The sequence below is a fragment of the Pelagibacterium sp. 26DY04 genome (genome assembly GCF_031202305.1).
Taxonomy (GTDB): domain Bacteria; phylum Pseudomonadota; class Alphaproteobacteria; order Rhizobiales; family Devosiaceae; genus Pelagibacterium.
In genome coordinates, this window is the sequence record NZ_CP101731.1 from 419,160 (window position 1) to 442,412 (window position 23,253).

At 63.1% G+C, this 23,253-nt stretch carries 23 protein-coding genes; 16 read left to right on the forward strand and 7 right to left on the reverse strand.

The window, feature by feature from the left end; genetic code table 11:
* Nucleotides 1–164: 164 nt before the first annotated feature.
* The 4 genes from NO932_RS01950 to NO932_RS01965 all read right to left on the reverse strand — a co-directional run bounded on the left by NO932_RS01950 (nt 165) and on the right by NO932_RS01965 (nt 3,771).
* On the reverse strand, nt 165–1,496 hold the full coding sequence (locus NO932_RS01950) for a HAMP domain-containing sensor histidine kinase (RefSeq protein WP_309209344.1): 1,332 nt from the start codon (nt 1,494–1,496) through the stop codon (nt 165–167).
* Nucleotides 1,493–2,158, reverse strand: a complete 666-nt coding sequence (locus NO932_RS01955) for a response regulator transcription factor (RefSeq protein ID WP_309209345.1) — start codon at nt 2,156–2,158, stop codon at nt 1,493–1,495. The genes NO932_RS01950 and NO932_RS01955 overlap by 4 nt, the downstream gene beginning before the upstream one ends.
* Nucleotides 2,159–2,647, reverse strand: coding sequence for a hypothetical protein (locus tag NO932_RS01960; protein WP_309209346.1), 489 nt, complete (start codon nt 2,645–2,647; stop codon nt 2,159–2,161).
* A gap of 224 nt (nt 2,648–2,871) precedes the next feature.
* Nucleotides 2,872–3,771, reverse strand: coding sequence for an AraC family transcriptional regulator (locus NO932_RS01965; protein WP_309162902.1), 900 nt, complete (start codon nt 3,769–3,771; stop codon nt 2,872–2,874).
* A 345-nt stretch (nt 3,772–4,116) separates the two neighbouring features.
* Between NO932_RS01965 and NO932_RS01970 the strand changes: the two genes are divergently transcribed.
* The 8 genes from NO932_RS01970 to NO932_RS02005 all read left to right on the forward strand — a co-directional run bounded on the left by NO932_RS01970 (nt 4,117) and on the right by NO932_RS02005 (nt 11,749).
* The gene (locus NO932_RS01970) at nt 4,117–5,013 is read left to right on the forward strand and encodes an AraC family transcriptional regulator (protein ID WP_309209347.1); all 897 of its coding nucleotides are present in this window, start codon (nt 4,117–4,119) and stop codon (nt 5,011–5,013) included.
* 105 nt (nt 5,014–5,118) lie between these two features.
* The gene (locus tag NO932_RS01975) at nt 5,119–5,988 is read left to right on the forward strand and encodes an intradiol ring-cleavage dioxygenase (RefSeq protein ID WP_309209348.1); all 870 of its coding nucleotides are present in this window, start codon (nt 5,119–5,121) and stop codon (nt 5,986–5,988) included.
* 18 nt (nt 5,989–6,006) lie between these two features.
* Nucleotides 6,007–7,746, forward strand: coding sequence for an FAD-dependent monooxygenase (locus NO932_RS01980; protein WP_309209349.1), 1,740 nt, complete (start codon nt 6,007–6,009; stop codon nt 7,744–7,746).
* 201 nt (nt 7,747–7,947) lie between these two features.
* On the forward strand, nt 7,948–9,054 hold the full coding sequence (locus NO932_RS01985; protein ID WP_309209350.1) for a hypothetical protein: 1,107 nt from the start codon (nt 7,948–7,950) through the stop codon (nt 9,052–9,054).
* 54 nt (nt 9,055–9,108) lie between these two features.
* Nucleotides 9,109–9,603, forward strand: coding sequence for a hypothetical protein (locus NO932_RS01990; RefSeq protein WP_309209351.1), 495 nt, complete (start codon nt 9,109–9,111; stop codon nt 9,601–9,603).
* 15 nt (nt 9,604–9,618) lie between these two features.
* On the forward strand, nt 9,619–10,125 hold the full coding sequence (locus tag NO932_RS01995) for a DUF6644 family protein (protein WP_309162896.1): 507 nt from the start codon (nt 9,619–9,621) through the stop codon (nt 10,123–10,125).
* Between the two features lie 112 nt (nt 10,126–10,237).
* Entirely contained in the window at nt 10,238–11,317 is a 1,080-nt protein-coding gene (locus tag NO932_RS02000) for a hypothetical protein (RefSeq protein ID WP_309209352.1), read from the forward strand.
* Between the two features lie 24 nt (nt 11,318–11,341).
* Nucleotides 11,342–11,749: a DUF6152 family protein gene (locus NO932_RS02005; RefSeq protein WP_309209353.1), complete on the forward strand. Its 408-nt coding sequence runs from the start codon at nt 11,342–11,344 to the stop codon at nt 11,747–11,749.
* A 123-nt stretch (nt 11,750–11,872) separates the two neighbouring features.
* Here NO932_RS02005 and NO932_RS02010 read toward each other — a convergent pair whose 3' ends face one another.
* The 3 genes from NO932_RS02010 to NO932_RS02020 are packed head-to-tail and all read right to left on the reverse strand — an operon-like array spanning nt 11,873 to nt 15,533.
* Entirely contained in the window at nt 11,873–13,375 is a 1,503-nt protein-coding gene (locus tag NO932_RS02010) for a hypothetical protein (RefSeq protein WP_309209354.1), read from the reverse strand.
* Between the two features lie 7 nt (nt 13,376–13,382).
* Nucleotides 13,383–14,333, reverse strand: a complete 951-nt coding sequence (locus tag NO932_RS02015) for a DUF6384 family protein (protein ID WP_309209355.1) — start codon at nt 14,331–14,333, stop codon at nt 13,383–13,385.
* Between the two features lie 18 nt (nt 14,334–14,351).
* The gene (locus tag NO932_RS02020; RefSeq protein ID WP_309209356.1) at nt 14,352–15,533 is read right to left on the reverse strand and encodes a cell surface protein; all 1,182 of its coding nucleotides are present in this window, start codon (nt 15,531–15,533) and stop codon (nt 14,352–14,354) included.
* A gap of 157 nt (nt 15,534–15,690) precedes the next feature.
* Between NO932_RS02020 and NO932_RS02025 the strand changes: the two genes are divergently transcribed.
* From NO932_RS02025 to deoC, 8 genes are all read left to right on the forward strand, one after another.
* The gene (locus tag NO932_RS02025; protein ID WP_309209357.1) at nt 15,691–16,152 is read left to right on the forward strand and encodes a carbon monoxide dehydrogenase subunit G; all 462 of its coding nucleotides are present in this window, start codon (nt 15,691–15,693) and stop codon (nt 16,150–16,152) included.
* Nucleotides 16,153–16,330: 178 nt separating this feature from the next.
* Complete coding sequence (locus tag NO932_RS02030) at nt 16,331–17,338, forward strand: BMP family ABC transporter substrate-binding protein (RefSeq protein ID WP_309162887.1); 1,008 nt, start codon at nt 16,331–16,333, stop codon at nt 17,336–17,338.
* Between the two features lie 29 nt (nt 17,339–17,367).
* Nucleotides 17,368–18,957, forward strand: coding sequence for an ABC transporter ATP-binding protein (locus NO932_RS02035; protein ID WP_309209359.1), 1,590 nt, complete (start codon nt 17,368–17,370; stop codon nt 18,955–18,957).
* Complete coding sequence (locus NO932_RS02040; protein WP_309209360.1) at nt 18,954–20,075, forward strand: ABC transporter permease; 1,122 nt, start codon at nt 18,954–18,956, stop codon at nt 20,073–20,075. Before NO932_RS02035 ends, NO932_RS02040 begins: the two co-directional genes overlap by 4 nt.
* A gap of 3 nt (nt 20,076–20,078) precedes the next feature.
* The gene (locus tag NO932_RS02045; RefSeq protein WP_309209361.1) at nt 20,079–21,041 is read left to right on the forward strand and encodes an ABC transporter permease; all 963 of its coding nucleotides are present in this window, start codon (nt 20,079–20,081) and stop codon (nt 21,039–21,041) included.
* Nucleotides 21,041–21,454 carry a cytidine deaminase gene (locus NO932_RS02050; protein ID WP_309209362.1) on the forward strand — a complete coding sequence of 138 codons (414 nt, stop codon included), beginning with the start codon at nt 21,041–21,043 and terminating at the stop codon, nt 21,452–21,454. Before NO932_RS02045 ends, NO932_RS02050 begins: the two co-directional genes overlap by 1 nt.
* 14 nt (nt 21,455–21,468) lie before the next feature.
* The gene (locus NO932_RS02055) at nt 21,469–22,263 is read left to right on the forward strand and encodes a purine-nucleoside phosphorylase (RefSeq protein WP_309209363.1); all 795 of its coding nucleotides are present in this window, start codon (nt 21,469–21,471) and stop codon (nt 22,261–22,263) included.
* The gene (gene deoC, locus NO932_RS02060) at nt 22,260–23,249 is read left to right on the forward strand and encodes a deoxyribose-phosphate aldolase (protein ID WP_309209365.1); all 990 of its coding nucleotides are present in this window, start codon (nt 22,260–22,262) and stop codon (nt 23,247–23,249) included. Before NO932_RS02055 ends, deoC begins: the two co-directional genes overlap by 4 nt.
* The last annotated feature ends 4 nt before the right edge of the window (nt 23,250–23,253 follow it).

Here is a 23,253-nt window from a genome sequence, read left to right on the forward strand (position 1 = left end):
CGCTCAAAGCGGAACCGTTGAGTAAGCGGCCGCAAATGTCAGCATGGCGGCCGCATAAAGGCCGATCAGCAGTGTTGGGCGCAGCATGGCATCTCTCCGTGCTCACCCCCTCCCAACCAATGCGTGCCAAGGAAATTGGTTCAGCCGGCCGCCGGGCCAATCACTCATGATGCCAGCGGAAGGGTGACGACCACCTCGATCCCGCCAAGGTCGCTGGCTGCAACCTCAAGCGAACCGCCGTTTATGCGGGCGATGTCTGCGGCGATCGCCAGCCCCAGTCCGGCGCCCGATCCCGTCTCGTCGTGACGGACGCCACGGCTTTGAGCGGTTTTCATCTGCGCTGGGGTCATGCCCGGCCCATCGTCGGCGACGGACAGCACCGCCTGGCCCGAGATGCGCCTGCCGCTGGCCCGCACCCGCGTGCGCGCGTGCCGGGCGGCATTTTCGAGCAGCACGCCGATCAGCTCAATGAGGTCGTGCCGGTCCAGCCGGACTTCGATATTGTCCGGGCAATCTATCTCCCAGTGCAAGACTTCGCCCTGGCTGGTCTTGCGCAGCACCGAGATCGCCTGCTCTATGGGCCTCGCCAAGGATGTGCTGGCCGCGCCCGCGTCCGATCGCAGCCGCAATCGGGTAAGCCGAAGCTGGTATTCGATGCGGTCGGTCATCGCCTCGCATAGTTCTTCCACTGCCTGCGCTTCTTCCGCGTCCCCCAGTTTTCGCAACCTGTCCGCCGTCGCCTGCAATGCCGAGAGCGGCGTCCTGAGTCCGTGGGCGAGATCGGAAGCACGGGCACGGGCGAATTCGAGCGAAGCCCGCTGCTCGGCCAGCATGGTATTGACCTGCGCCACAAGCGGATCGACCTCCGGAGGAAAAAAGCCCTGAAGCGTTTCGGTGCGTCCCGCCTGCACGTCCTCGAGGCCGCGCCTGATGCGCTGAAGCGGGGCAAGCCCCAATCGCACCTGCAAAACGGCGGCCAGAAGGAGGGCCAGCCATCCCAGCGCCAAAGCGATAGCCGTCTCGGATGCGAACCCTCGGATCGCCTGATCGATTTCGGCGCTGTCCTCGGCAATGGTCACCCGGAATGGGCGATCCTCGATGCTGACCTGCCGGCTGAGCGCCAGGAGATCCGTTTCGGCGGGGCCGGGCAGGGTCTGCAAGGCAGCATCGGCCGCCGCATCGGGGGCGAGCACGAAATCGAACAGAGAGGAGGACCGGATGACCTCGCCCCTTTGCACGTCCTCGACCTGCCAGTAAAGCCCGCCATAAGGCAGGTCATACCGGGGATCGGAAAGCGGCCGTTCAAATGCTGCCAGTCCGGCCGGATCGATCTGCGCCACGAGACGGTTGAGGCTGGCGTTGAGGTCGAGTTCGGTTGAGGCTTCGACATGGGTGCGAAACAATTGCACCATGAGAAGCCCCAGCGCCACGAGCGCCAGCCCGATCCATACCGCCGCGCCGAGCAGCAGACGCCAGCGCAGGGATATGGCTTTCATGCGTCCGGGCCTTCGACGAAATAGCCGAAACCCCGCCGGGTCTTGATCACGTCATTGCCCAGGCGCTTGCGCACGCGGCCGACCAGTTTTTCGATGGAATTGGAATCGCGCATGAAATCCTGCGCATAAAGATGCTCGGTCAGTTCGAGCTGGGAGACCACGCTGCCGGCCTTGTGGGCGAGATAGGTGAGGAGCCTGTATTCCTGCGGCGGCATGGGGATCGGCACGCCGCCCCGGGTCACCTCTTTCATGCGTGTATCGATCACCAGGTCCTCGATCTCGATCCGCGAGGTGGCATGGCCCGACGAGCGCCTGATGATGGCCCTCAGGCGTGCCAGCAGTTCCTCGGGGCGGAAGGGCTTGACCAGATAGTCATCGGCCCCCGCTTCGATGCCGTCCACGCGTTCGGCCCAGTGGCTGCGGGCCGTAAGGATGATGACGGGCGTCATCACGCCTTCGCTGCGCCAGCGCTTGAGCAGCGTCATGCCGTCGAGCCCCGGCAGGCCCAGATCGAGAACGATGATGTCGAACGGTTCGGTGCCGGCCAGAAACCACGCCTCTTCGCCGTCGGCCCGGCGCGTCACGGCCAAGCCTGCCGACGACAGGGCGGCATCAAGGGTTGCCGCAATGCGGGCGTCGTCTTCAACCACCAGGGCGCGCATCTATCTCGTCGTCACACGATTTCCCGTGCTGGCATAATAATAGAGCCGGTCGACGGTTCCATCTGGCCGCAGCATGCGCAATTCGTAGAGCAGAAATCCATCCACCGTCAGGAGCTGCGTGTCGATCAACTCTCCGCCCGTCGCGCTTTGCGCCTGGGAGAGAACCCGGTCGAACGGCACGGCCCGGCCGCTCCGCACAGCTTCGAGCGCACTATCCTCGTTCGAAGAGCCCGGTCCTGGCGGGTTTTCCCCGGCGGTGGGATTTTCCGGTGCCGGCCCGGGACGGTTGCCTTGTCCCCCGGGCGTGTCCGGACGGTTATCGATGCCGGGCGGGGCGTCCCGGTCTTCGAGCCCGGGCGGGGTGTCGGGCCGGTTATCCTGCCCAGGAGGCGTATCGGGAGCGTTTTCCGCCGACCGGCCCTGCGCCATGGCGACGCCGGGTATCAAGGCAACGGCCAGCGCGGCGGAGATCAAGAATCGTCGTTTCATCGGTCGAGTTTAAGGAAGCAAACCTGACAATTTGCTGACCTCCCTGTCCGCCAAGGGTCCTTTGCCGCTTGCTAGTGTTCCCATATCCTGACGGTACCGCATACCGCCCAGGACAAGGGTGACGCCGCTGCATTGTTAACACATCACCCCCGCCGCAGCGGTGTCACCCCTACATTTCCCGAGATCCGCCGCTGCCGATCGTGCCTGCCCCTTGCCGATTTTGCTCAAGAGCGACAATCGCGGCGGTAGGCCGCGGGCGTGGTTCTGCATACGCGGCGAAATTGGTGGGTGAGGTGCTCCTGATGGGAAAACCCACATTCGAGCGCGATCTCGGCTATCGGCAGGTCGCTCGATTTGAGCAGACGCTGGGCCTGCTGTACCCGCATGTTGATGAGGAAGCGGTGCGGAGGGCTTCCCAGGCACGACTTGAACACTCTTGAGAGTTGACTGGAGCTCAGGTTCACCGCGGCCGCAATTTCGGTGAGTCCAATGGGTTCATGGAGGTGAGCGCGCATGAACTCGATGGCGCGATCGGTGGTCGATACCGGTGCCGAGCGCTCGCGCGCCGACCGCACTATGGCGGCGTTCGAGTAGAGCCGGATGAGATGAGCGGCGATCGATAGGGATAGATAGTCGACCCCGAACGCCGTCGTCGCATTGCCTTCGCGCAAGGCGCGATCCAGTGGGTACAGCAGGTTGGCCAGCATGTTCTCGCGATCGAACAGGTGCGGCGATATCTCGACGAGAGCGGGATCGCCTCTCGCGATGTCGGCGGCAACCTCCTCGATGACCGAACGGCGCAGATAGATATGAGTCGTGCTTAGGGGATTGCGCAGATTGATCTTGAAATCGGCTCCGCCGGGGATGAGGTGAATTCCGCCAGCGGGAACGGCGCGGCAGAAGCGCTTGTCTCCCCCCTCGCCCTGGATGACGGCCGGGCCGTCATGGTGCCAGACAAGCAGTTGGTCCCGGACCGCGGGAAAGGCGCCTTCATAGGGCAACTCGCGCTGTGCAGAGGCGAACATGGTGGTCCAGCCGAGCGCGTTGCTGGTTATCTGCCCTTCGACGCTGGGCCGAAAGACCATGCCGTGAGTTTCGTCAGCGCCGAAAGTGCGTATGCGCATGCGTATCTCCCGTTGGCGCGGGAGCCTGCCAGCCGTGCGGGGGTGTGGCGGAATTTCCTGCCAAGCGCAGGAATAATGCTCGTTTAGAACGCGCGTTCGCTCGAACGGGCGGGTGAGCAAAACAATGATTTCGCCGCACGGGGCTACTCCTCCCAAAGAGTCCTGCCAGCAACCTGAAAGATTATCGCGATTGTGAACGCCCCGCCTGCATGATCGTGATGCCGATCTGCACAAAATGGTTCCTGTCCTGCGAAAATCGCGCCTGTCGGAGCTGTTTTTGCCCCGATAGGGGATGGCCTCGCCCGTGGCGGCAGGAAAATCTGCATAGGAGGGAGGGAATGGCAGATGTTTACCAAAGTGCCTTTTCTTGAGGAGGAAACGCACGGGATCGTTACGCGCGGCGGCAACCGCGGCCGCGTATCGAGCGATGGACACGATTGGCGCGCGCTCTATGCGTCGGCGCAGACCGAGCTTCCCTTCGAAGGCCATTTCCCGCCGGTCAGGGACCAGCTCCTGGTGCTGCATCGCAGCGGTCCGGTTACGCTCGACCGCTACGACACGGGGCGTCCCAAGGCGCATCTGGTGCAGCGAGGGGGCGTGCACATGCATCCGGGTGGGATGCCGTTCTCGGTGCGGTTGTATGGCGCTCTCGACACCATCCATGTCTATCTGCGCCGGTCCGTCATCGAGGAAATCGCGGCTGAACTTGTCGCGGGGGACCCGGCGCTCGTGGAGATACCCGCCGATATCGCCGATCAGGATCCCATGCTCGAAAACCTCATGGAGGCGGTGCGTTTCGCGCTGGAGGCGAGGGACGCGGCGACGCCGATCTACATCGACCATCTGGCCCGCGCCCTGGCGGCTCATCTGGTGCGGCGCTATTCGGGCGCCAAGTTCAAGCAAGCCCGGTCCGAGGCAAGCCGGCCCGATCTCACGCGCGCACTCGATTATATGCGCGCCCATATCGAGCAGCCGATCAGCCTTGCCGATGTGGCCGCCGCGGCAGGCCGGAGCCCCAGCTATCTGAGCCGGCAATTCCGCGAGCAACTCGGCAAGGCGCCGCACGCCTATCTCATCGACATGCGCCTCGATCTGGCGCGCGAGCTGCTCGAGCAGACCGGTGACCGCATCGCCACCATCGCGCTCGATTGCGGATTTTCCCATCAGGAGCACCTGACGCGGCTGTTCAGGCGCAGGTTCAATACGACCCCCGCGGCATGGCGGCGATCGAGATATCGCTGAATAAATTCGCTGCATCTGCTCGGATTTTGCAGGTGGAGAGCAATTCATGCAGGCTTGCCCTTGGGCCACATCCTAATCTTTCCCGCAAATGTGGAAGGAGAACGGATGTCTACTCGCGATTTCAACGAGCATTCGATTACCGACGCCGTCGTGGAGCGGTTCGCCGATACGCCCGACCCCAGGCTGCGGCAGATCATGCAGGCCCTGGTGCGGCATGCTCACCAGTTCGTCCGGGAGGTGGAACTGACCCAGGATGAATGGCTGGTGGCGATCGAGTATCTTACCCGGGTCGGACAGATCTGCAGCGACAAGCGGCAGGAGTTCATCCTGCTGTCGGACACGCTGGGCATTTCCATGCTGGTCGATGCGATCAACCATCGGATGCCGGCCGGGGCGACCGAGACCACGGTTCTCGGGCCCTTCTACGTCCAGAATCCGCCGATCAAACCGTCCGATGCCGATATCTCGGGTGGTGAAAGCGGCACTCCGCTCTATGTCACGGCGACCGTCAACGGTCCCGATGGCACGCCTCTGCCCGGCGCCGTCGTCGATGTGTGGCAGTCGGACGACGATGGCTATTACGACGTTCAGAAGCCGGGCGAGGACCCCAACCTGCGTGCCCGCTTCATCGCAGACGAGAACGGCAAGGTCAGTTTCTGGACCATAGTGCCCAAATACTATCCCATTCCCGCCGACGGCCCGGTGGGCGATATGCTCGCCGCGACCAAGCGCCATCCTTACCGGCCCGCCCATATCCATTTCATGATCGGTCACGAGGGATATGAAAAGCTCGTGACGCACCTTTTCATCGAGGGCGATCCCTATCTCGACAGCGACGCGGTGTTCGGCGTCAAGCAATCGCTGATCGTTACTCTGGTCGAAGGGCAGGGCACTCCCCCGGCAGCCTCCGGCAAACGCCAAGCGGGCCAATGGATGCGGCTCGACCATGCGTTCGGCCTCAAGCCCGCTGCATAACCTAAGAGTACAAGAACAATGCTGGAAACAGAAATCCTCATCGTGGGGAGCGGCCCTGCCGGCTCTGCCGCCGCAGCCCTCCTTTCGAGCTATGGCATCGACAATATCCTGGTCACCAAATACCGCTGGCTGGCCGATACCCCGCGCGCGCATATAACCAATCAGCGGACCATGGAGGTGCTGCGCGATCTGGGACTCGAAGGCGATGCGATGCTCTATGCGACGCCCAATCGGCTAATGGGCAACACGGTTTTTTGCACTTCGCTCGCTGGTGAGGAACTGGGGCGTCTGCGCGGCTGGGGCTCGGACTATTTCTCCAATGCGCGGCACCGGATCGCCAGTCCCACCGAAATGGTCGACCTGCCGCAAACCTTTCTCGAGCCGATCTTGTTCGGCGCGGCCTGTGCGCGTGGCACCAAGGCGCGACTATCGACCGAATACCTTGCGCTGGAGCAGGACGAGAGCGGGGTAACCGCGACGGTGCGCGACCGGGTGACTGGGGAAACTTACCAGATCCGGGCCAAATATCTGATCGGGGCCGATGGCGGGCGCTCCAAGGTTGCCGAGGATATCGGCCTGCCCATGGAAGGCAAGATGGGTGTGGGCGGCTCCATCAATATCGTCTTCAAGGCCGACCTTGCCCGATATGTCGCTCACCGGCCCTCGGTCCTCTACTGGGTATTGCAGCCCGGTTCAGATGTCGGCGGCATCGGGATGGGGCTTGTGCGCATGGTACGCCCCTGGAACGAATGGCTGATCGTGTGGGGATATGACATCAATGACGAACAGCCCGAAATCACTGAGGATTATGCGCGCGGCGTGGCCCATGCGCTGATCGGGGACGATACGGTTCCGGTGGAGATCACGTCGGTCTCCGCCTGGACGGTCAACCACATGAGCGCGCGGGAATATTCCAGGGGCCGCGTCTTTTGCATGGGTGACGCGGTGCACCGCCACCCGCCTTCCAATGGCCTGGGCTCGAACACATCGATCCAGGACGCATTCAACCTGGCCTGGAAACTCGCCCTGGTCGTTCGGGGCACGGCCGCACCCTCGCTGCTCGATACCTATACCGCCGAGCGCTCGCCGATCGGCAAGCAGATCGTCGATCGGGCCAACAAATCGATCAGCGAAACAGCACCGATCTTCAAATCTCTGGGCCTTCTCGACACCACCGACCCCGACGTCATGCTCGCCAACATGCAGTCGCGCAAGGAGAACACCGAGGAAGGCCGCGAGCGGCGCAAGGCGTTGCGCGACGCCATAGCGTTCAAGCGCTACGAGTTCGATGCGCATGGGGTCGAGATGAACCAGCGCTACCAATCGGCGGCCGTTATCACCGACGACGCCCCGCTGCCCGGTTTTACCGAGGACCCCGAACTCGTCTATCAGCCATCGGCATTTCCCGGTGCCCGGCTGCCCCATGCCTGGATCGAAAAGAACGGCAGGGATATCTCGACCCTCGACGTCACCGGACACGGCAAATTCACCCTTCTGACCGGTATCGGGGGCGATCCCTGGTCGGAAGCGGCCCGAACGGTCGGTGCCGAGCTGGACTTGGCGATCGATGTCGTCGCGATCGGCCCTGAGCAGGATTACCAAGACAATTACGGCGACTGGTCGCGCAGCCGGGAAGTCGAGGACCATGGCGCGATTCTGGTGCGGCCGGACCATTTCATCGCCTGGCGAAGCACGGCGCTGCCCGCGGACCCGATCAGCGAATTGAGACGGGTCCTCGTCGCCATTCTCGGCCGCTGATTATCGCAAACATGGAAACCCCGCTGGCGTTTGGGCGGGGTTTTCGGCTGTGGCCCTCTCCCGCGCACGCCGTCGAAAAACCACCCACGGGGTGCGGTTTTTTTGCAGGACTGGCGTTGGAATACCTCCAAGAATTGCCCGCATGTCTTGCCGCCAAGGAAAGTGGGCGAGGCCCTTGTGTGCCACCGGGAGGGGATGGTTATGAAAAAGTTCGGCGCACTTGCGCTTTTGATGATGGGGACGACGGCAATCGCGTCTCCGGCTTTGGCCTTCGGCGAAGCCGGACCGCTGACGCTGAGCCAGTTCGGCGGGTTTTTCGTTGGCGTCGACTATGAGACGGCTGAAGACGGCAATATCGACGTCATCGGGCAGAGCTGGGTCGGGTTCGGCCTGCCGGCGGACCAGACGGTCACCATGCCGGTGATCCTTATTCATGGCGGCGGTGGTCAGGCGGCCGACTGGCTGACCACGGTGGACGGGCGCGATGGCTGGGCGAGCTACATGATGGCCAATGGGGTCGCGACATATTGGATCGATCGCCCTGGCCTCGGCCGTTCGCCGGCCGATCCCGGCTATGAGGAAGGCTCGGTCGGCCAGCCGCCCTATTCGCTGATCGCCGGACTTGCATCCTCCGAACATTGGCCTGACGCCAATCCGGTGGAAGGAGAATGGAGCCGCGAGGCGTGGGTCGAGGCCAATCCCGAAAACCAGGGGGTGATCAACTGGCTCGCGGGCTCTCCCGGCGGACCTTATGGCGGCAACGCCTATGCGACGCGAAACATTATCGAACTGGCCGAGAAAGTCGGCCCGGCGATCCTGTTCGGGCATTCGGCAGGGGTTGCCTCGACGCTGGCAGCAGCCATCGGCGCACCAGAGGGAACCGTGGGCGGAGTGTTGATCTATGAGGGCGGCGTCGATCTGCTCAGCGAAGACAACATCGCCTCCGCGAACTGGGAGCCGGCGCTGGCCGACGATTTCACGCCGGTGGAGGTGGACGGGTGCCAGATGCAGCCGGAAGATGCGGTGAGCACCAATGTTTCGCTTGCCGACATTCCCATAGTCATCATCCGGTCCGAGCACGGCAACCAGTCCGATGAACAATTCGGCTGCGCGGTGCGCCAGCTCGAACAGATGGGCGTCGACGCCAAATTCATCCAGATGGCCGATATCGGCTTTCAGGGCGGCGGACATTTCATGATGAGCGACACCAACAGCGGCGAACTCGCTACCCAGGTGCTTCTGCCCATCATCGCTCACCTTTCGGACGGCGCCGAGCTGCCGGCTGATTGGACAATCCTCGAACAATAGCGTGGTCCGCCCGGCAGCTTCCATCTCGCTGCCGGGCTCTTGCTTGGAGGTCCTATGGACGCCTTTGCCCAAGCGATCAGCGGCACCGGGCTGAGCCGCACGATCGCGCAAGTCACGTGGATCATTCCCTGGCTGCAGACTTTCCACATCGTCGCACTGGCGCTTGTGTTCGGCTCGGTCTTCATGATGAGCGCCCGGATTCTCGGCCTGACGGGAACCAGCCAGACAATGACGCAGACGGTGCGCCGGTATGTTCCGTGGGTCTGGATCGGGACCGCCTTCCTGGCGGTGACCGGAGGCCTGCTCGTCATCGGCGAGCCGGTGCGTTCGCTGGTCAACGTCTTCTTCTGGACCAAGATGGGTCTGCTGGTGGTCGTATTGGGACTGACCGCGGCCTTCCAGACATCGCTTCGGCGTGATCCCGCTTTTTGGGAGGATCTCGATTGGCGGAGGCCCGTGCGGTTTGTCACGATTGCCGGACTGGCCGCCTGGATCGGCATCATCGTCATGGGGCGCTTCATCGCCTATGTCGACAATTTCATCTACTGAGCCTGGGGACCTCTCATGATCGAAGCGGCCGCAGAATGGATCCAGAACCTGCCCATGTCCCAGGAAATCGCCTGGTCGGGCTGGATGTTTCCCACGATCGAGGCGATCCACGTGATCGGCATTGCCCTGGTGTTCGGCGTCATCGCCATTGTCGATTTGCGTCTGCTGGGAGTGGCGTCCAAGAGCAGGCGCGTGACCGAGGTGGCGCGCGACTGCCTGCATTGGACATGGCTGGGCTTTGCCATTGCCGTGGTCACGGGGGGACTGATGTTCATGTCCAACGCCACCGGCTACGTCACCAACACCTTCTTTCTCTGGAAGATGCTTCTCCTCGTGCTCGCGGGGATCAACATGCTCGTGTTCGAGCTGATTACCGCGCGCACCGTAGCGCGCTGGGATGACGGGTCCGTGGCCGTTCCCACAGCCGGCAAAGCCGCCGGCCTGCTGTCGCTTGCCTTCTGGTTCGGGGTCATCGCGATGGGTCGTTGGATCGGGTTTGCCGCATACGACATCCCCATCTGAGCCACGCTTGTGCCCTGCAGGAATGTGCAGGGCACTGACCGAATTTTACAGGATTGGCGGCCAGCCATTCCTCATCATGGGTCATTCGGTTCTAAGAGGAGGAAAGAATCCGATGCGACATCTATCGACAAGACTGGCTCTCGCAATGGCGTTGCTGGGCTCGACCGGGTTCGCCTATGTGGCCAATGCGCAGGACGACAGCGCAGATGGCTGTACCCCACTCAGCGAGCAATATCCCGATCTCGGGACCGATCAGAGCATCTCGGCCAGTACGGAATTCCAGTCGGTGTGGGCCTCGTTCGAGTTGCCGGGAGGGCCATGCGGCTACGAGAGCGCGGAGGCGCACTATAACGCACTGCTTGCAGAGGCCGAAGCCAATGGCGGCCCGACCGAGCACACCGCCGAAACCATGCCCGACTGGACGGGGTCCTGGGGCACCGACAACAGCACCGGCGAGGTTGCCATTGTGGGAAGAAACTCGATCCGCGAGGGCATGGCCGCCCGGCTGGTCCCGGAAGCGGCTGAAATTTTCATGGCCGACAGCCAGGAATGGCTCGACGATACGGCTATCGACCCGATCTCGTTCTGCCTGCAGCCCAACTTCCCGCGCTGGTTTACCGAATATGGCTATCGCGAATTCTTCCTGCAGCCCGATCGCATCGCGATGTACAGCCAGATGGTCAACCAGTTGCGCCATATCTATCTCGATCGCGAGCAGCCCACCGAGGAATGGCGCAATCCCGATGGGGAATGGCTCGGCTATTCGACCGGCTTCTGGGACGGTGACGTTCTCACCGTCCTTACGACCGGGCTCAAGGACGGCATCCTGCAACGCAACATGCCGCGCCAGACCGACATGGAAACGGTCGAGCGCTGGCGGCTCGTGGATATGGAGGGTTCCGGAATCGAGCCCAATACGCTCGGCGGCACCCCCGATCCCAATGCCCGCATAGAGGTCGAGCTCACCATGTATTCTCCCGATTTCGTGGAGCCCTGGCACACGGTGGTCGCCTTCTACAAGGAGATCGAGGAGACCCCCGAGCAACGCAATCAGCACTGGATCACCTCCTGGGACTGCATTGAAGGCTCCAATTGGTATTTCACGGCAGACGGGGTCGTCAGCCAATACGCTCCGGGTGAAAAGCCGCCGCTTACCGACCCCGAGTTCTGGTTTGGCTGGACGCAGCAGTAATTCCGCACGAAAGGAAACACGTCGATGACAAGATTTGCGAAAATGACCTTTGCCGGTGTTGCCGCGCTGGGGGGCCTCGGAATTGGTTCGGCTCTAGCCCATCACTCGGCGGCCATGTTCGATGATCAGGTGGAGATGGAACTGACAGGGGTGGTGACCGAATTTGATTATCTCAATCCCCATTCCTGGCTTTACGTTGACGTCACTGGTGAGGACGGCAGCGTCACCACCTGGGGGTTCGAAACCGACGATCCCTCGCGGCTGCGGCGTCAAGGCGTTACGCCCACCTACTGGGAGCCGGGCGATATGGTGACTGTCATCACCAACCCGCTTCGGGACGGACGTCCTGCCGGACATCTCGTCGGTGCGATCAAAGCCGATGGCGTAACCTTCGGCGACACCGATGGATTGGTGCCGCCGGTCCAGGAGTAAATTTCGCAGGCAATGCTGCTGGCGGCGAGGGTTTGCCGCCAGCGTGCAGCGGCATCGATGACCGACACGCAACCGCCTGCGTCGGGCCGTTTCCCCCTTTTCAGGGACATACCCAAGGAAAGATCAGAAGCCGCCGCCGGTTTTGAAGCCGGTGCCGCCTCCAAAGCCACCGCCGGTCTTAAAACCCCCGCCGCCACCGAACCCGCCGCCGCGCGGGCGCGAAAAGCCGCCCCAATTGCCGCCAGAGGGCGGGCGCGGGGAGAAGCCGCCGGGAGGAATGGGAAAGCCGCCCTTGGATCGTGAAGAACGCCGGCGCGAGGTTGGCACGATAGGGCCGGACGTGCCGGTCCAATCCTGGGAACGGCGCCAACTGTCCCAATAGGTGGCGGCTGTCATGCCGCCCTTCAGAAAGTCGGTGAGAAGATCGCCCACCAGCCGATCCTCGCGGAAGCGCGAGCGGGGATCGTCGTAGCGCGCCTTCTTGAATTCGAACTCGATATCCTCGAGTTCGCGCCGGCGCGATTCCAGGGTCTTGAGCCGGGCTCGCTCGTCATCGAGCTCGAGCTGCTCCTCGGCGATGCGGCGGCGGGCATCCTCGAGGCGGACCACGATGGCGTCGTCTTCCTCGGTGCGCGTGGCACGCGCTTCGGCCAGAAGCTTTTCGATGCCCGTGTCCCGGATGGCCTCGGCGAGCATTTCGACAGCCTGGCCGAAGGCCGGGTCACCGCCCTCGGCGATCTCCTTTTGTTTTTCGGTCAACTCCTCGCGCGCATCCTCGCGCGAAAGGATCTCCGCATCGATCTCTTCGACCCGCGTACGGGCCGCTTCGAGGGCCATGCGGGCCTCGCGTCCTCCCGCTGCGTCGAGCGCCGCCTGTTCCTTTTGGGCAATCTGTTCGTCGAGAGCGCCGACATCGTCGGCCAGACGCTCGGCATGTTCGCGCAGGCGTTCGGGGATCGCGGTCAGCATGGCGTAATTGGCACGTGCATCGGTGTAACCGACAAGGCGAGCCACCCATTGGTCGAGCATGCGCGTGATGTTGCCCGCCTTATAGGCGCTCGTCCCGTACTGCCGGTCCCAGAGATAGGTAAACAGCGGGTCGGAGCGATAAGGCTCACCCTTTGCCTCGCGATCGGCCTCGGCCTGATCTGCCTTGCGGTCCGCCTCGGTTGCGGTGCGCTCGGCCTCTTCGCGCTCGGCAACCAGCTTCTGGTAAGTGCTGTCGGCGGCAAGGGCTGCGTCCACTTCACCGCCCAAGGCATCGATCTCGGCCTGGCGCGCCGCCACGGTATCGATAAGGGATTGACGCTGCGCCGTCAGTTCGGCCAGGGCCTGCTCGGTGTCGCCAAGGGTCTTTTCCATTTCCGCCATGGCGGCGGCATGCTCCTTGAGCATGTCGCGGGCCCTTGTTTCGGCCTGGCCGAGCGTTCCGGCGAGCTCTTCGCGGACTTGGGGGGAAAGGCGCACCGTGGCAAGCGCCCGCAATTGGCCGAGCTCGGTCTCGCGCAATTTGCCGATACGCTCATTGGCGCGCGCTATGCGCTTGGTGATGTCGTCCTCTTCGCGGCGAATGTCGCGCAGCGCATCGTCGAGCGCGCGCATGGCCTGGGGTCCGGAAACGCTCATTGCCGCCTCACCATTGGGTAATCGCCCCATCGAGCACCGGCATGGTGTAGTCGGTATCAAGGAACCCGTATTGCTTTATCCCCAGCACGTTGCGCTGGATGATGCCGTCATCCTGCCGATCGGCGCGGACGCTTTCGTAGGTGACTTGCGGCACCCGGATCGCCCAGGTCGAAACCTCCTGGGTTTCACCGGTCTCCTCGCTGGTGATCGGGAGCGTCACGGTGTTCCCGTCCGCATCGAGCGCCTCGACAACGAGATAGTAGTTGGTGGCTTCGGTGTTGTTTTCCGGAAAACGCCAGATGCCGGTGTCGCGGCCAGGCTCGTTGACGATGCGGATCGAATATTCGGCAAGAAGAGTGGCGTGGATGCCTTCGAGTTCCTCGATGGCGGCAAGTGCCCCCTCGCGGTCGCCGCGAGCCGCCGCCGCCTTGCCGCGTTCGACCCAGGGCTCGGCGATTTCGAGCGCGGTCTGGACTTTGGTTTCGTTGAAGATGTTCTGGTAGAGCGTATCCATGCGGGCCGGCAGACCCTCGGCGAGTTCAATCCGCGCCGCCTCTTCGACACCAGCCTGATATGGCCGGTAGACGAGGAAATATCCCCCCAGCACCACGGCGAGCAGGGCGAGGGCGATGAGCACCGGCCGCCCCCAGCGGCCGCGGCTGACATAGAGCCGGGCCAGACGGGTGGAGAAAGTGTCGGGGGGCGGGGTGTAGGTGAACCGGCTTTCCTCGAGCGCCTTGACCCCTTCGGCCAGGATACGATCGGGCACCTCGATGCCCTGATCGTGGTAGATCTTGCGCAGCCGCTCGATGAGCTGGGCTTCACGCGCCGACGCGCCGAGTTCGCGCGCCACGAGATTCTGCTCGTGGCGCAACGTGTCCACAACGTCCATGGCGAGCATGACGTCGTCGAGCGGCGCCTTGCCGGCCTGCCCCGATATCGCCCCACCGCTGGTCATAGGCCGCTGCAACCGCCGCTATTGTGACGAAACGAGCGCGTTGCCCTGGGCGGCAAGGGAGGCCAGCCGCTTCTTGCCGTCTTCGACGGCATCGCGGATTTCGGCCGAGTTCTTGGTGGCCTGGTCGCGCATTTCGGCAATGATCGTATAGGAGTGCTCCTGGAAGGAAACCACGCTGTCGACAAGCTTCTTGACCGCGTCGGCGCGGATGGTCGGACCATAGCCGGCCTTGAGCGCCTCTTCCTGCACCTTGCCGCCGATCTCCGAAAGGGTTTCGAGGCTCTGGCTCATGCCTTCCTTCATCGCATTGAGCGTTTCGGTCGATTCATGGAGACCGAACAGGCCCGTGAACGAGGCCGAGAGCGCGGTGAGCACGGTTTCGTTGGTGGAAAAGAACGAGATCGACTGCTGATAGACCCGCTCCTTGGCGTTGGTGGTCTGCATCAGACGCGCCATGATCACTTCGGAGGTGGAGTACGAAATCGTGAGATTGTCGGAAAGATCCTTGGCGATCTGGTAGCGGCGCTCTTCGTTCTGGAGGTCGCGCAGCTTTTCGTCGCGCGCCATTTCCAGCCGGGCGCGATCGGCCGGGGTGCCTTCGGTGAAGGCGGTGAGCGCCTCGGAGGCTTTATTGAGCTCGAATTTGCGCTGCTCGAGCTGCTTGTCGGCGATCTCGAGCACTTCGAGCGCCATCACTTCGGCTTGCTTGAGGGCGCCGCGGAAATCGCGATAGGCCTCGAGGATGGTGTGCTCGCGGTCGATCTGGTCCTTGGTGTCCTTGGACACATCGAGATAGGTGTCGCGAATCTTGTCGAAGCGCGAAGCGATGTCGCCGCGCGAGACCTTCATCCACACGTTCGAAGCGCGCTCGAGCATGTCGAGCTTGCCGTCTTCGAGCTGGTCGACCATGCCCTTGGCATCGTCGCGGATCGAGTTGAACGACTTGGTGATGTCCTCGTAGCGCTCGCCCACGTTCATGGCGGCGACCTGGGTGCGGACCACTTCGTTGAAGGCGCTCGCCTGGGTGAGGACGCGGCCGATCAGCACCACTTTGGTGTCATCGAGATGAGTGATCTCCGAGAGCAGGCCGGTAATCGGCGCTTCCTGCGGCTGATCCTCGGGCCATAGCCCCATTTCCCGGATCGCAGTGACCGCACGGTCGAGATAAGCGAGCGGCTTTTCCATCACTTCGGTTGCCATTTGTCGTCGTCCCTGTTGTAACCCTCGGCAGATGTGGTGCCATGATTCCGCCCGCCAAGGGATAAGACAATTGTGCAAGCATCAGAGGCGTTTGTTTTCTCGCAACTGGTGCCAAAAAGCCGCATAGTGATGGTTCGGAACGAATTGCGAGGCTGGCGTGGATTTCGGGGGACGATATAGGGTCGCGGCCGGCCGCGACGCGGTCTGGACTGCGCTCAACGATACCGAAATTCTGGCGGCCTGCATTCCGGGCTGCAAGCGCATCGACTGGGTGAGCGAAAGCGCGCTCGAACTGGAAGTGGCGGTCAATCTCGGCGTTGCGCACCCCACCTTCAAGGGGGATCTGTTGCTCTCCGATGTCTTGCCGGCCCACCGCTACACACTGACCGGACAGGGCAGGGGCGGGCTGCTCGGCAAGGCGCAGGCTTCCGCCGATATTAGTCTTGCCGATCTGGGAAGCGACACGCTTTTGAGCTTTAAGGCGACTGGTGGTGCCTCGGGGCAGATGATGAAGCTGGGCAGGGCGCTGATCGGCAGTTCGGCCCAGAAGATCATCGATGGATTCTTCGAACGCTTCGGGGAAGCCATGGGGGCTGAAGTCACCCCGATCGAAGGCTAGAGCGCGCGCCAACGCCCCGGTTTACCGCAATCCCAAGATTTTTTGCCCAACTGGTCAAAAAACCGAAATTGACTATTGCGTCCGCCAGTTTTGCGCGATTGTATCTGGACTTATCGTGCGTGGAAACGACCGGCTGCTGCCGGCGTCCTTCTTCAGCCCGTCAATAGGGAGCATCATCATGTCAAAAACAAAATCGACCGGCCTGGCCGCCTTCGCCGGTATCGCCCTGGCCACCCTTATGGCCGGCACCGCGTTGGCCGATGCCGCGCTGGTCTATGACGGCGGCGGCAAGTTCGACGCCTCGTTCAACGAATCCGCCTATAACGGCGCCCAGCGCTGGGCCGACGAAACCGGCGGCGCTTATCAGGATCTCGAAATTTCCGGCGACGCCCAGCGCGAACAGGCCATCCGCCAGTTCGCAGCGCGCGGCAACAATCCCATCATCCTGCCGGGCTTTTCCTGGGAAACCGCGCTGCGTGCCGTCGCCCCGGACTTCCCCGACACCTCGTTCCTGATCATCGATACGGTGGTGGACGATCTGCCCAACGTCCGCTCGGTCGTCTTCAAGGAACATGAGGGCTCGTTCCTGGTCGGCGCCCTTGCTGCCATGGCCACGGAATCGGGCACCATCGGCTTCGTGCCCGCCTTCGACTTCTCGCTGCTCCTGGCCTTCGGGTGCGGCTATAAGCAGGGCGCGGCCCATATCAATCCCGACATCGAAGTGCTCGAAACCGCCATCGGCACAGGCTTTGACGCCTTCAACAACCCCGGTGGCGGCACCGAGGTGGCGCGCAGCCAGATCGACCGCGGCGCGGATGTGATCTATCACGCCGCCGGCGGCGCCGGTGTCGGCGTGCTGCAGGCTGCCGCCGACGCGGGTGTCTATGGCATCGGCGTGGACTCCAACCAGAACCACCTGCACCCCGGCTCGGTGCTGACCTCGATGGTCAAGCGCGTCGATGTGGCCGTCTACAATGCGCTGCAGGATTTCGCCAATGACGAATGGACCAGCGACGTGCAGGTGCTCGGCTTGGCCGAAGAGGGCGTGGGCGCCGCATTCGATGAGCACAATGCCGAACTGATCAGTGACGAAATGCGTTCGACCGTCGAGGACATCACCGCGCAGATCATCGCCGGCGATATCGTCGTTCACGACTACCGCAGCGACGAATCCTGCCCGGTCTGATGCTCCCTCGGTAAGGGAAGGGTCCGGGAATGGACACACCGAACGAAAATCTCCAGCGGCCGGATCCGGCCGCTGGTGCCCCGCTGGCGATCGAGCTTAAAAAGATCAACAAGCGGTTCGGCCCGGTACACGCCAACAAGGATATCGACCTAGCCGTCAAGCGCGGCTCGGTACACGGCATCGTCGGCGAAAACGGAGCCGGAAAATCGACGCTGATGTCGATCCTTTACGGCTTCTATCACGCCGACAGCGGCGAGATCCTGGTCAACGGCAGGCACGCGACCATTCACAATTCCTCCGATGCGCTGCATCTGGGCATCGGCATGGTGCACCAGCATTTCATGCTGGTCGACAATTTCACCGTCATCGAGAACGTGATCCTTGGGGCCGAGGATTCCGCGCTGCTCAGGCCCAGCGTCGACAAGGCGCGGCGCGAGCTGCAGCGCCTTGCAGACGATTACGGTCTCAACGTTCCCGTCGATGCGCTGATCGAGGACCTGTCGGTCGGCCAGCAGCAGCGCGTGGAGATCTTGAAGGCGCTCTATCGCGGCGCCGACACGCTGATCTTGGACGAGCCCACGGGCGTTCTGACGCCCGCCGAGGCCGATCACCTGTTCGAGGTGCTGAAGATCCTGCGTGACGAGGGCAAGACGATCATTCTGATCACCCACAAGCTGCGCGAGATCATGGCGATCACCGACATGGTTTCGGTAATGCGGCAGGGGCAGATGGTTGAAACGCTCGCCACCAGTTCCACGACGCCCGAACAGCTCGCCGAACTGATGGTCGGCCGGCGCGTGCTGCTGCGTGTCCACAAGGAGGCGGCCCATCCGGGCGACGTGCTGCTCGAAGTCAACGATCTGGTGGTGGCCGACGATGCCGGCACGGAACGGCTGAAGGGTGTTTCGCTGCAGGTTCGGGCAGGCGAGATCCTGGGCGTCGCCGGTGTGGCCGGCAACGGCCAATCCGAACTCCTCGAGGCCCTGTCCGGCATGCGTGTCGCCAGGTCGGGCACCATCCGGCTCAACGGCGAGGACGTGACCGCGGCCAATGAAGACAGCGCGGCCATCCTGCGCCGCAATGGGCTCGCCCACGTTCCCGAGGACCGCATCCGCATGGGGCTGGTCACCAATTTCTTCGAGTGGGAAAACGCCATCCTCGGCTATCACGAAAAGTACGGCAGCGGACTGATGCTCGACGTCAAGGCCGCCAAGGCCGAGGCGCAGCGCCATATCGAAAAGTTCGACATCCGTCCGGCCAACACCGATCTCAAGACCGCCAATTTCTCCGGCGGCAATCAGCAGAAAATCGTTCTGGCTCGCGAAATGGAGCGCGACCCCGACGTGCTGATCGTCGGCCAGCCGACGCGCGGCGTCGATATCGGGGCCATCGAATTCATCCACAACCAGATCATCAAGATGCGTGACGCGGGCAAGGCGATCCTGCTCGTTTCGGTCGAGCTCGACGAAATCCGCTCGCTGTCCGACCGGATCGTTGTGCTCTTCGACGGCCATATCGTCGGGCAAGCAGATCCGGCGACGGCGGACGAAGGCGAGCTGGGCCTGCTCATGGCCGGTGTCAAGGCCGGCGACGCGCGTACGGCGGAGGCAATCCGATGAGCGGTACCATGCCCTTGCCCCGCTGGGTCGATGTCATTCTCCTGCCGGTGCTCAACGTTACGCTGGCCTTCATCATCGGCGGCATCGTGGTGCTGGCCGTGGGTGAAAATCCGATCGAAGCCGTGCGTATCATGCTCTATGGCGCTTTCGGTTATGGCTATGGTTTCGGCTTTACCCTCTATTACACCACCAATTTCATCTTCGCCGGCCTCGCGGTGGCGGTCGCCTATCACGGCGGGCTGTTCAATATCGGCGGGGAGGGGCAAGCCTATGTGGGCGGGCTCGGGGCCATCCTCGTAGCGCTCGCCGTGGGCGGGCTGCACTGGGCCTTGGCTCTGCCGCTGATCATGATCGCGGCCGCGCTCTTTGCCGGCACCTGGGCGTTCATTCCGGGATGGCTGCAGGCACGGCGCGGGTCCCATGTGGTGATCACCACGATCATGATGAACTTCATCGCCACCTCGATGATGAGCTACATCATCTCGCGGATATTGAAGCCCGAGAACGTCAATTCCGACGAGAGCGCGCGCATTGCCGAGGTCACCCGGGTGCCGTTCCTGTCCGAGTGGATCCCGTTCCTCAACAACACGCCGGTCAACATCTCCCTGTTCATCGCCCTCCTGGCGCTGGTGGGGGTCTATGTCCTCATCTGGCACACCAAATTCGGCTACGAGCTGCGCACCATGGGCCATAACGGGGTGGCGGCGCGCTATGCGGGCATGTCCAACGCCCGGCTGATCATGGTGACCATGGCCATCTCCGGTGCGCTGGTGGGCATGGTGGCGGTCAACGACACCGCAGGCGCTCATGGACGCCTGTTGCTGGGCTATGTGGCGGGCACGGGGTTCGTGGGGATCGCCGTGGCCTTCATGGGCAAGGCGCATCCGATCGGTGTGGGGCTTTCGGCGCTGCTGTTCGGCGTGCTTTATCAGGGCGGGCAGGAGCTGGCCTTCACCATGCCCGCCATCACCCGCGAGATGATCGTGACCATCCAGGCCCTGGTGATCCTTTTCACCGGCGCGATGAGCAACATGCTGCGCCGCCCGGTCGAGTTCGCCTTCATGGCGGCCCGATCGCGGCGCGAGCCCGACCGCGTGGCTCAGGAGAAGGAGGCCTAAGGCATGGAAGACCTGATCTCCGTTCTCATTACCACGATCCGGGTTTCGACCCCGCTGATCCTCGCCTGCCTTGCAGGGCTCTATTCGGAGCGCTCGGGCATCGTCGATATCGGGCTCGAAGGCAAGCTTTTGGGCTCGGCCTTCGGCGCGGCGGTTGTCGCGGCCTTGACCGGCAATGCCTGGCTCGGGCTTCTGGCCGGAGTTGGCGTGTCGCTGGTGTTTTCGGCCATTCACGGACTGGCCTCGATCAATTTCCGCGGCAACCAGATCATTTCCGGCGTGGCGCTCAATTTCCTGGCATCCGGTCTCACGGTGTTTCTGGGTGGGGCCTGGTTCGGGCGAGGCGGCAACACGCCGCCATTGTCCGGGGACGCGCGCTTCTACGGCATTCAATTGCCGTTCGCTCAGGAGTTGGCCGGTGTGCCGGTGATCGGCCCGATTTATTCGGGGCTGCTCTCGGGGCATTCGATCCTCACCTATATCGCCTTTCTCGCCGTGCCGGTCACGGCCTGGGTGCTCTGGCGCACCCGGTTCGGCCTGCGCCTGCGGGCGGTGGGCGAAAACCCCAAGGCCCTCGATACCGCCGGCATGTCGGTGAGCTGGCTGCGCTACAAGGCGCTCGCCATCACCGCCGTTCTGGTGGGCATGGGCGGAGCCTATCTCTCCACGGCCCAGGCAGCGAGCTTTTCGCGCGAGATGAGTTCGGGGCGCGGCTATATCGCATTGGCGGCGCTGATCTTTGCCAAATGGAAGCCCTATCCGGCCTTGGGCGCGTGCCTGTTGTTCGGGTTCCTCGAAGCGCTGCAATACCGGCTGCAGGGGGTGCGATTGCCGGTGATCGGAGAGGTGCCGACCCAGGCCATGCAGGCGCTGCCCTATGTGCTCACCATATTGCTGCTCGCCGGGTTCGTGGGCCGCGCCATCGCGCCCAAGGCTTCGGGCCAGCCTTACGTCAAGGAGCGGTGATGGTGCAGCTTTCGAGCGACGACCAGACGCTGTTCGATGCCGCCGAGGCCGTCCGCGCCAAGGCCTATGCGCCCTATTCGGGGTTCTCGGTCGGCGCCGCGATTCTGGCTGACGATGGCAAGATCTATGCCGGCTGCAATGTGGAGAACGCCGCCTACCCGGTCGGCAATTGCGCCGAGCCCTCGGCCATTGCCGCTATGCTGGCCGGCGGCGGCAAGCGCATCGAGAAGATTTTCGTCACGGGACCGGGTGCAAGCCCCGTCACCCCCTGCGGTGGCTGCCGCCAGCGTATCCGCGAATTCGCCTCGGCCGAGACCCCGATCATCTGTCTCGGTGTCGAGGGCGAGCCGCTTCATACGACACTGGGCGAATTGCTGCCCCATTCTTTCGGCCCTGAATTTTTGGGCCGCTAAACAGGCGTACGCACATGGCCGAGGCAATTAAAACCATCCGCAACCTTGCGGGCAACGAGACCGTGGACGCAGCGCTGATCCTGGGCTCGGGCCTGTCGGAAATCGGCGATCTGCTCGCCGACAAGGTCACGATCCCTTTTGCCGAGCTCGAGGGGTTTCCCCAGGGCGGCGTATCGGGACACGGCAAGGAGCTGCTGGTGGGCACCATGGCCGGCAAGCGGTTGGCGATCCTCACCGGCCGGCAGCACTATTACGAGCACGGCGACGCCGCGGCCATGCGTCCGGCACTCGAGACCCTGGGCGAACTCGGCGTCAAAACCCTGCTGCTGACCAATTCCGCCGGCTCGCTCGACAATGACGTTGTGCCCGGCAACCTGATGCTGCTTGCCGATCACATCAATTACGCCGGCGCCAATCCGCTGATCGGCGAGCCGACCGACGCCCGGTTCGTCAACATGGTCGATGCCTACGACCCCGAGCTGCGCGCCGCCACCCATGCGGTGGCCGCCCGCCTCGAAATCGCCCTCAAGGAAGGCGTCTATATGTGGTATTCTGGGCCGAGCTTCGAAACGCCGGCTGAAATCCGCATGGCTGTGACGCTGGGCGCCAACGCAGTGGGCATGTCCACAGTGCCCGAGGTGATCCTGGGGCGGTTTTTCGGGATGCGGGTTTGGGCCTGCTCCTCGATCACCAATATGGGGGCGGGAATGGCACGAGAGACCATCTCGCACACCCAAACCAAGGAAGTTGCCAAACTGGGGGCCGAAAAACTCAAGCGCCTGATCCCGGCGCTGATGGAGGAGATATGAGTCTCAAGGTCGTCGGCAATCAGGCGCCGGGCATCAGCCACAAGCGCAATCCCGGCTTCCCGCTCGATCTCGACTGGGTGGGGCGGGTGCGGATGAACCGCTCGGCGCTCGAACGCCGTGCCTCGACCATCGGTGCCCGCCGCACGGTCAAGAAGGAATATCAGCTCGCCTGGCTTTTGAAGGCCGTGTCGCTGATGGATCTGACCACGCTCAATTCCGACGACACGCCCGGTCGCGTCGAACGGCTCTGCGCCAAGGCGCGCAACCCGATCCGCGCCGATCTCGTCGAGGCCATGGGCGTCAAGCATCTGGGCATCACGCCTGCGGCGGTTTGCGTCTACCACAATTTCGTCGCGACAGCGGTGAAGGCGCTGGAGGGGACCAATATCCCCGTGGCTGCCGTCTCGACAGCCTTCCCGCATGGTTTGACGCCGCTCAAAATCCGTCTCGCCGAGATCGAGGCTTCGGTCGAGGACGGGGCCAGGGAAATCGACATCGTCATCGAGCGCGGCATGGTGCTGGAAGGCGACTGGCAGGGGCTCTACGACCAGGTGAAAGCCATGCGCGCCGCCTGTGGCGATGCCCACATCAAGACCATCCTCGGCACCGGCGAGTTGGCGACGCTCACCAACATCGCCAAGGCCTCCCTGGTCTGCATGCTGGCCGGTGCCGATTTCATCAAGACCTCGACCGGCAAGGAAAAGACCAACGCGACGCTGCCGACATCGCTCGCCATGATCCGCATGATCCGCTGGTTCTTTGAGGAGACCGGCATCGAGATCGGCTATAAGCCCGCCGGCGGCATCGCCAAGGCCAAGGACGCGCTGACCTACCTTGCGCTGATGAAGGAGGAATTGGGCGCGCACTGGTTGCAGCCGCACCTCTTCCGCTTCGGCGCTTCTTCGCTTTTGACCGACATCGAGCGCCAGATCGAACACGGCGTCACCGGCCATTACGCCGCCGATTACCGCTTCGCGATGGCCTGAGGGA